Origin of the sequence: Parasutterella muris (genome assembly GCF_009767915.1) — a bacterium.
Classification (GTDB): domain Bacteria; phylum Pseudomonadota; class Gammaproteobacteria; order Burkholderiales; family Burkholderiaceae_F; genus Parasutterella; species Parasutterella muris.
In genome coordinates this window covers 1-6,962 of record NZ_WSRP01000061.1, presented here as the reverse complement: position 1 = coordinate 6,962, position 6,962 = coordinate 1, and the positions used below count along the sequence as shown (strand labels likewise).

General features: G+C 47.8%; 5 protein-coding genes. 3 read left to right on the top strand and 2 right to left on the bottom strand.

Going from position 1 to position 6,962, the window contains the following annotated elements:
• The first annotated feature begins 388 nt into the window (after window positions 1-388).
• Window positions 389-1,246 (top strand): NAD(P)H-dependent oxidoreductase, encoded by an 858-nt coding sequence (locus tag E5987_RS12150; protein ID WP_160336345.1) that lies wholly within the window; start codon window positions 389-391, stop codon window positions 1,244-1,246.
• A 208-nt stretch (window positions 1,247-1,454) separates the two neighbouring features.
• Here the strand turns inward: E5987_RS12150 and E5987_RS12145 are convergent, their stop codons facing one another.
• Both E5987_RS12145 and E5987_RS12140 read right to left on the bottom strand, forming a co-directional pair.
• Complete coding sequence (locus E5987_RS12145; RefSeq protein ID WP_160336344.1) at window positions 1,455-2,090, bottom strand: 4Fe-4S dicluster domain-containing protein; 636 nt, start codon at window positions 2,088-2,090, stop codon at window positions 1,455-1,457.
• A gap of 2 nt (window positions 2,091-2,092) precedes the next feature.
• The gene (locus E5987_RS12140) at window positions 2,093-4,300 is read right to left on the bottom strand and encodes a molybdopterin-containing oxidoreductase family protein (protein ID WP_160336343.1); all 2,208 of its coding nucleotides are present in this window, start codon (window positions 4,298-4,300) and stop codon (window positions 2,093-2,095) included.
• A 459-nt stretch (window positions 4,301-4,759) separates the two neighbouring features.
• Here E5987_RS12140 and E5987_RS12135 point away from each other — a divergent pair, with 459 nt between their 5' ends.
• Together E5987_RS12135 and E5987_RS12130 are read left to right on the top strand one after the other, a co-directional pair.
• Entirely contained in the window at window positions 4,760-5,026 is a 267-nt protein-coding gene (locus E5987_RS12135) for a hypothetical protein (RefSeq protein ID WP_160336342.1), read from the top strand.
• 32 nt (window positions 5,027-5,058) lie between these two features.
• Window positions 5,059-6,354, top strand: coding sequence for an NCS2 family permease (locus tag E5987_RS12130; RefSeq protein ID WP_160336341.1), 1,296 nt, complete (start codon window positions 5,059-5,061; stop codon window positions 6,352-6,354).
• Window positions 6,355-6,962 lie beyond the last annotated feature (608 nt).

Below are 6,962 nucleotides of genomic sequence, written 5' to 3'. Positions count from 1 at the left end.
TGAGTGGCTCAAAAAGCTGCTCGAACTCGATGGGGGCGTCTTTGTGGACACGCCCGCAATTGTACGAAACCTGCATGCATGTATGGGTGTTCGCCAATTGCTAGAAATGGGAGCACGCTCCCATGAAACCTCGCACGTGAGTGTGAGGTAGTTCATGAATATTTCACAATCATGCAGTCTGCCTGAGGCTGAATCGGGTTAATACGGATTGAGTGACAAATCTGTTAAGGATAAATTGAAAAAGAAGGATACATTCCTTTTACACAAGTTCATGGCTAGGATTGCGATCCACGCACTCCTTTAACGTTCGCCGTCGTCGTGGGCACTTCAATAACGCAGCAGGCGTCAATAAGTGTTCTGGACGGCCTGTTCATTTTTAGGAGTTGTCATGAAAAAAATAATTGTCGCCGCTCTCTGTTCCGTGTTTTCTCTTCACTGCTACGCAGCCGACAGTGTTTCTCACGCTTCTGCGCCTAAGGGCTCGTCTGTTAAAGAAATTACCAACATTGATGCCGTTACTTCAGCTTCAATTGTTCCGAAGCAGCTTCGTAAACCGATCGTTCAGACAGGCTTTACTGACGGAAGCGCTAAAAAAGTCCTTTTTGTTGTAGGTGATCCTCGTCTGGATTCTTCGCTTGAAGGTTTTCTTGTCGCGACAGCCGCTGAATTTTTCAAGAAGAAAGGTTATGAAGTTGAAGTACGCGACCTATACAAAATAGGTTTTAATCCCGTTCTGACTGCTGAGAATTTCTATCATGCCAAGGACGGATTTGGTAAGACGCCCGATGATATTAAGCCGGAGCAGGCGTTAGTTTCCAAAGCTGACTACATCATTTTCTGTTATCCGAACTGGCATGACAGTCCCAACGCTATTACCAAAGGCTACATGGAGCGAGTTTTCTCCAAACAGTTCGCTTATAGAGACACACCCAAAGGACTGGAAGGCATGCTGAAAGGCAAAGGCGTTTATACCATTATGAACGCCGGATGGCTTGGAGGCGGTCAGGGCGACGTAGGAGACGGCATCGGTAAGCTTGATAAGGTTTGGGACAAGTATCTCGGAGCTTACAAGGTTGTTGACGACGATACGGCAGGTTTTTGGGGCACAGCGAACCTCGGCCGCTTTGTCAACGACCAGAGTCCCTCGAACACGGATCCTCAGTATGCCCAGAAGCTGAAGGCGTTAGGGGAGCTCCTGGATCAGCATCTGCAGAGAGACTTCTTCCAAAGACCTGAGAAGAAGTAAAACGCGCGATTTGAATTCGCACTAAGAGGAGCTTCTGAGGTGGAAGCTCTTCGCTTATGGACTCTTCAAGTGCATTGAGTTCAAGTCCCGAACCTTTCCGCAGCCAGGCAGCGTCTCAATCCGTTGAGAAAGCGATCAAAAGGCATAAGAAAAGGGCAGTGCAATTAACTTTTGCAGCTGCCCTTTGATTAGAGGACTGAATTAACGGCTACCACATCTTTTCCTGAGAACCGGCGATATCGCAGTGCGAAGCGATATAGCGAAGCTTCGGTTTGGTACCGGCTTTCTCATTAAGCGCAACAGACTTAGCCAGCATGGCTTTCTGTTCATCAGTCAGGTTGTCATAATCGACGAAAGTCAGCGCTTTAATTGCGCAGGCTTCTACGCACTTAGGCACAAGGCCTTCGGACGTTCTGTGAACACAAAGCGTGCAGCGTTCGGCTTTGCCCGCGGGTCTCTGCTGATGCGCTTTGAGCGGAACGGCAGCGAGGACAGGAGCGTCAAAGTACTCTGTTTTGCCTTCACGATTAAATTTCGGAGCGCCGTACGGGCAGGCAGCTGCGCACATGCCGCAGCCGATGCATTTGGCGGCGTCTACTAAAACTTCGCCGTGCGGACCCTTAAAGATCGCCTTGGCAGGACATACCGGCAGACATGCCGGATTATCGCAGTGCTGGCAGCTGACGCGGAAATAATTGATGATCATTTCCGTCGGGTTTTCGATGCGGTGGATCTGATTCCACTGAATGCCGGGCGCTACTTTGTTTTCTTCCTTGCAAGCCACAAAGCAAGCCTGACAGCCGATACATTTGTCGACATCGACAATCATTCCATATTGACTCATGTTTAGGCCTCCTTAGTGATTTGGACTGTCGTTTCGAAATACGGGGCGTAGCCGGAGAGCTTGTCCCATACACGAGGAATCAGGACCTGAGAGTTCTGATCGCCTCTCCAGCCGTACTGCATGCCTGCAGTGCCCGGAGGAGCGATGATAGAGACTCTGGCCTGAGCTCTTGCCTGGCCATACTGGTTCTTGATCAGAACCTTATCGCCTTCCTTGATGCCTCTTGCTTCAGCATCTTTCGGGTTGATATCGATGGTAGACATCGGCTCGATTTCCAACAGATAGGGAGAATCCGTACGGGTCTTAGAGTGTGTGATGTACGGTTTTCTTGTGCCATTGATGAGTTTGATCGGGTACTCCTGAGTCGGCTGGAACGGTTCCACGTAAATCGGAATGGTTCCGAGATTGTGCATCTTGGTGATGCTGGAGGAGAGTTCAATCTTGCCGGTCGGAGTATCGAAGCCCGGCTGACCGTCGTGACGCAGCAGACCTTTTTCGTATTTGAGCGGCTGCTGTTTCGGACCTTCAACCTTGGTCATGTTCGGAAGATTCTTCTGGCAGTCTGCGTATGTGGTACCCCATTCTTTCAGCATAGAGTCGCAGGCCTTCAGCACGTCTCCGTCAAAGAAGTGCTTCGGATCATCCACGAGACAGCCGATCTGAAGCGCGATCCACCAGTCTTCTTTCGCTTCGCCCATCGGTTTGGTCGGAGTACGGACGGAAACCATGTTGCCGCCGTGGTTGCCGAACGGAGCGTAACGCTCGAAGTTCATCGCCGCGGGCAGAATGATGTCCAGATCACGGTGCGAAATATCTCTGTAGAAATAATCAGTCGCGAACGAGAAATCCATATTCTTAATGGCTTCAGCGTACTGATCGGGCTGCGGCCAAATCATGACGTTGTAGCCGAATCCGCAGAAAGCGCGGATTTTGCCGTTTTTCACATGCTCGGGCAGCTGATTCGGGTTGAACTGAACCTGTGTATGGTTCCAGACCGGCACGAAGTCTTTATCAAGACGATCTTTCTTGTGTTCCTTGAACCACTTGTAATCCACAAAGTCTTCAGTCAGACCGTTGTCATGGACGATATAGCCTTTAGGTCCGACGCCAAAGAGCGCTCCGCCGGGGATATCAACAAAGCCGAGGATGGCCGGGATGTTTAAAAGTGCACGGGCGTTGTTGACGCCGTTCGTACTGTGCGAGAGCGACTGAGAGGTAAGGGCGAAGCTGCCGGGTCCCTGCGCATAGAGACGAGCAGCTTTAACGACGAGCTCAGCGGGAACACCGGTGAGTTCCTCGGTCTTTTCAGGAGTGAAGTCCTTACAGTAATTTCTGTATTCCTCAACGCCATGGACCCACTTGTCGCAAAACTCTTTGTTATAGAGGCCTTCCTCAAACAGAACACGGCAGATGCCTGCACCGAGTGCGGCGTCTGTTCCTTGACGCGGCTGAAGGTGCACTGTGGCAAGTTCAGCTGTTTTAGTTCTTCTCGAGTCAATGACGATAATGTTGACGCCGCGTTTCTTGGCGGCATTGATCATGTTCCACCAGCCGTGCGGTTTGGACCATGCGCCGTTAGTTGCCATGACCATGTAGGATTTTGTCTTCGGACCGCAGCCGCCGCCTGAGTATTCGGAGCCGTAAACCAGCTGTTCAGCCAACAGAGAACCCTTGCGGCAGGCGACAGAGGATTCTGTCGCATAATGATAGGTGCCGAGGTAGCGCGCAAGACGCATAGCGGCCGGACGCGGTTCTTTCGGGTCGCCGCAGAAAACAAGAATTTTTTCCGGTCCGTATTTTTCCTTGATCGCTTTCAGATTTGAAGCGATGGTTGCAAGGGCTTCTTCCCAGCTGATACGGACGAATCCCGGATCCTCGCTTCCTTTGGGATTGGTTCGCTTCATCGGGTAGAGAAGCCGGTTCGGATTGTAAAGTCTTTGCAGTGTGGCAAGACCCTTATTGCACAAAAGTTTACCGTTATGTTCCTTCCAGTTGCCGACAGAAACAACAGTATTGCCTTGTTTTTGGAAACGAATTCCGCACATCGGCATCTGGTTGCAGTTGTCGCAGATAGTGTAGCCAAACTCAAGTCCTTCCTGGGCTTGTGCTGACCCGGTGAAGAATTGTCCGGCAGCGCTGACCGCAGACAGGGCGGGGATGGATTTAAGGATTGTTCGGCGTGTTAAGCCTACTCCTTTTTGATTTGACATTTTGTCGATCTCCTTGGGGTGAGATTGCATAGTAATACCGCTGATGCGGCATGACATTATTTTCTGATTTTTCATTATTCCGAGCTATAGCGAGAAGTTGTTATCAGAGGGTCACTGCATCAGTGATTTCACTTGAAAATATTTTTTAATAATTGGTTGTATGGGTTATTTCTTTGAAAAAAGCTAAATATTTTTATTAGTTCGGAGACAGAACTTTTGATTAGTATTTTTACTACCAAAGCTGTTTGGTAGTTGGATTTCGATCTCTTTGTTAGCTCATCCGAATTTAAATTCTGTTGCGCACTCCTATCAATTTTTTTCGGTCGATGCGGATATCACGATTCATTGGAAGCGGAAATTGGGAACAAGATGGTGAGGTGAAGCCTCAAAGAGATTAAAACGCAGCGGGTAGAGCGGCGGTCCCGTATTGTAGTGGAGCGGCACGGAGATTGGTACCGTTTGTTAGAGAAAGCGGAAATAATGAATTTAGATAATAAAAACATCACGTTATGGATTGGAGAGAAGACGGGAAAGCGAAGTCCTTTACGGTTCACTTCAGAAGAAAAGATAGTTGGATTTACCCTAAATGCGGAGGAAAGCTCCGTCCTTCAGGGCGGAGAGAACGTTAAGTTCCAAGGATTGAGCGGCTTTCCGATGTTTTCTTCTACAATCGTGCTGTGCGCCAAAACTTATTGGAATGGCGTGTTATTTTTAAAAATTTGTTAATTTTCCAGCGCTTCAAACACCGTTTGACAGAAATGAACTCGCTTCTTCAGAGATACTTTGGATTTAACCCGGCAGAGACGACAATCAGGACTGAAATCATTGCCGGCGTCTCAACGTTCCTTACCATGGCCTACATCTTGGCCGTAAACCCGACCATCCTCGGAGTAACCGGGATGGATAAAGGAGCGCTATTTGCAACGACCGCGATTACTTCAGGCATTGCGACTCTTATCATGGCGCTTCACGCCAAAATGCCTTTCGGCTTGGCCCCGGGTATGGGCATCAATGCCTTCTTTGCTTATACGGTTTGCCTGTCAATGGGGCATACGTGGCAATTCGCTCTGACTGCTGTGCTTCTAGAAGGTTTGATATTCATTTTCCTAACTGTCACAAATATCCGAGAAAAGATTGTTTACTCCCTACCGCCGAGTATTCAAAAGGCGATTGGTGTCGGTATCGGTCTTTTTATTGCGTTTATCGGCCTGCAGAATGCCGGAATTTCCGTTAAAAACGATGCGACCTTAGTTGCTTTAGGTCAGATTTTCCAGCCGGGCGTCCTGCTCGTAATTATCGGTTTGATTTCCACCTCTGTTCTTCTGGTCAAGAATATCCCGGGCGCGCTGCTGATCGGAATCGCGATTACGACGATTTGCGGCATACCTTTCGGGCTGACTCATTTAGACGGCATTGTTTCCATGCCGCCTTCGGTTGAACCGATTTTTATGCAGTTCGAATGGCACAACATATTCACTGTGGATATGGTGATGGTTGTATTTTCATTCCTGTTCATGGATCTGTTTGATACTTTAGGCACTCTGGTCAGCCTTTTGTATAAGGGCGGCTACGTTAAAGACGGCAGGATGCCGAGAATGAAGGAGAGTTTTTTTGCCGATGCGGTAGGAACTACGATCGGAGCCTGCTTTGGGACAAGCGCGATCTCTACGTATGTGGAAAGTGCGGCTGGTGTTTCCGTTGGAGGAAAGTCAGGTTTAACCTCTCTCGTTATTGCGGTTTGCTTCTTCCTGTCTCTTTTCCTGGCTCCTCTTTTCTTATCAATTCCTGCTCAGGCGACTGCACCGGTTTTAATTTTGGTAGGCTTCCTGATGATCTCTTGCATCAAAGAGATTGATTTGGAAGACTATGCGGAGGCGATTCCTGCGTTCATCTGTATCATCACGATACCGTTAACTTACAGCATCGCAAACGGAATTGTTTTCGGACTGCTGAGCTACGTACTGATTAACCTGATCTCAGGTAAGTTCAAGAAGATCCGCATCGAGATGTATCTTCTTTCGGTCTTCTTTATTGTGATGCTCTTCCTCCACTAATTTAAAGTTATTGGATTTAGTTATTCGGAAAAATCCTCGCTTTTGTGATGCTTCGCTATTTTGCTGTATACAAAACGGGGATTTTTTCTTATTTTTTTAATGGTTTCTCAATATATCCCTTGAGTACCAAGGCGTTATCAGATATTAGATTCTAGCGGCTTCGTAGTTCAACGATTCATCGGATTTTAAGGCTTCTTCCAAGATCTCTAACTAAAGAGCCGTGACTCTTAAGACGCGTCATTGGCTCCAGGTCTCACGATCTCCAGACATCAGTGTCAATTTCCAGAAGAGGCTTGTATTCTCCGCAAGCTGTGCTTCTTTCTGAGTTTGCAACCATACACTGATACTGATGTATTCAACGGAATGACACGGAACAGAGTGAGGGCTTCTACCGCCCGTTTCACAGAGAATTTCAATGTATTCTCTTTCAGCTGCTTCTGTATCAAACCTGAATTCCCAAAATTCTAGGAGCTATTTTTACAAATAGTCTCATCTTCAATTTAACTAATTGATTTTATACCCCTTTTGAGCAATGCATGGATGGACTTCTTCAACTTCATAGGCGATAATTATAACCTATGAAAGAAACCAATCACCCTACAAATATG

Excerpts from the sequence above, each read along its gene's own strand:
- E5987_RS12130 (WP_160336341.1), top strand. The coding sequence starts at position 5,059 with ATGAACTCGCTTCTTCAGAGATACTTTGGATTTAACCCGGCAGAGACG.
- E5987_RS12145 (WP_160336344.1), bottom strand. The coding sequence starts at position 2,090 with ATGAGTCAATATGGAATGATTGTCGATGTCGACAAATGTATCGGCTGT.
- E5987_RS12150 (WP_160336345.1), top strand. The coding sequence starts at position 389 with ATGAAAAAAATAATTGTCGCCGCTCTCTGTTCCGTGTTTTCTCTTCAC.
- E5987_RS12140 (WP_160336343.1), bottom strand. The coding sequence starts at position 4,300 with ATGTCAAATCAAAAAGGAGTAGGCTTAACACGCCGAACAATCCTTAAA.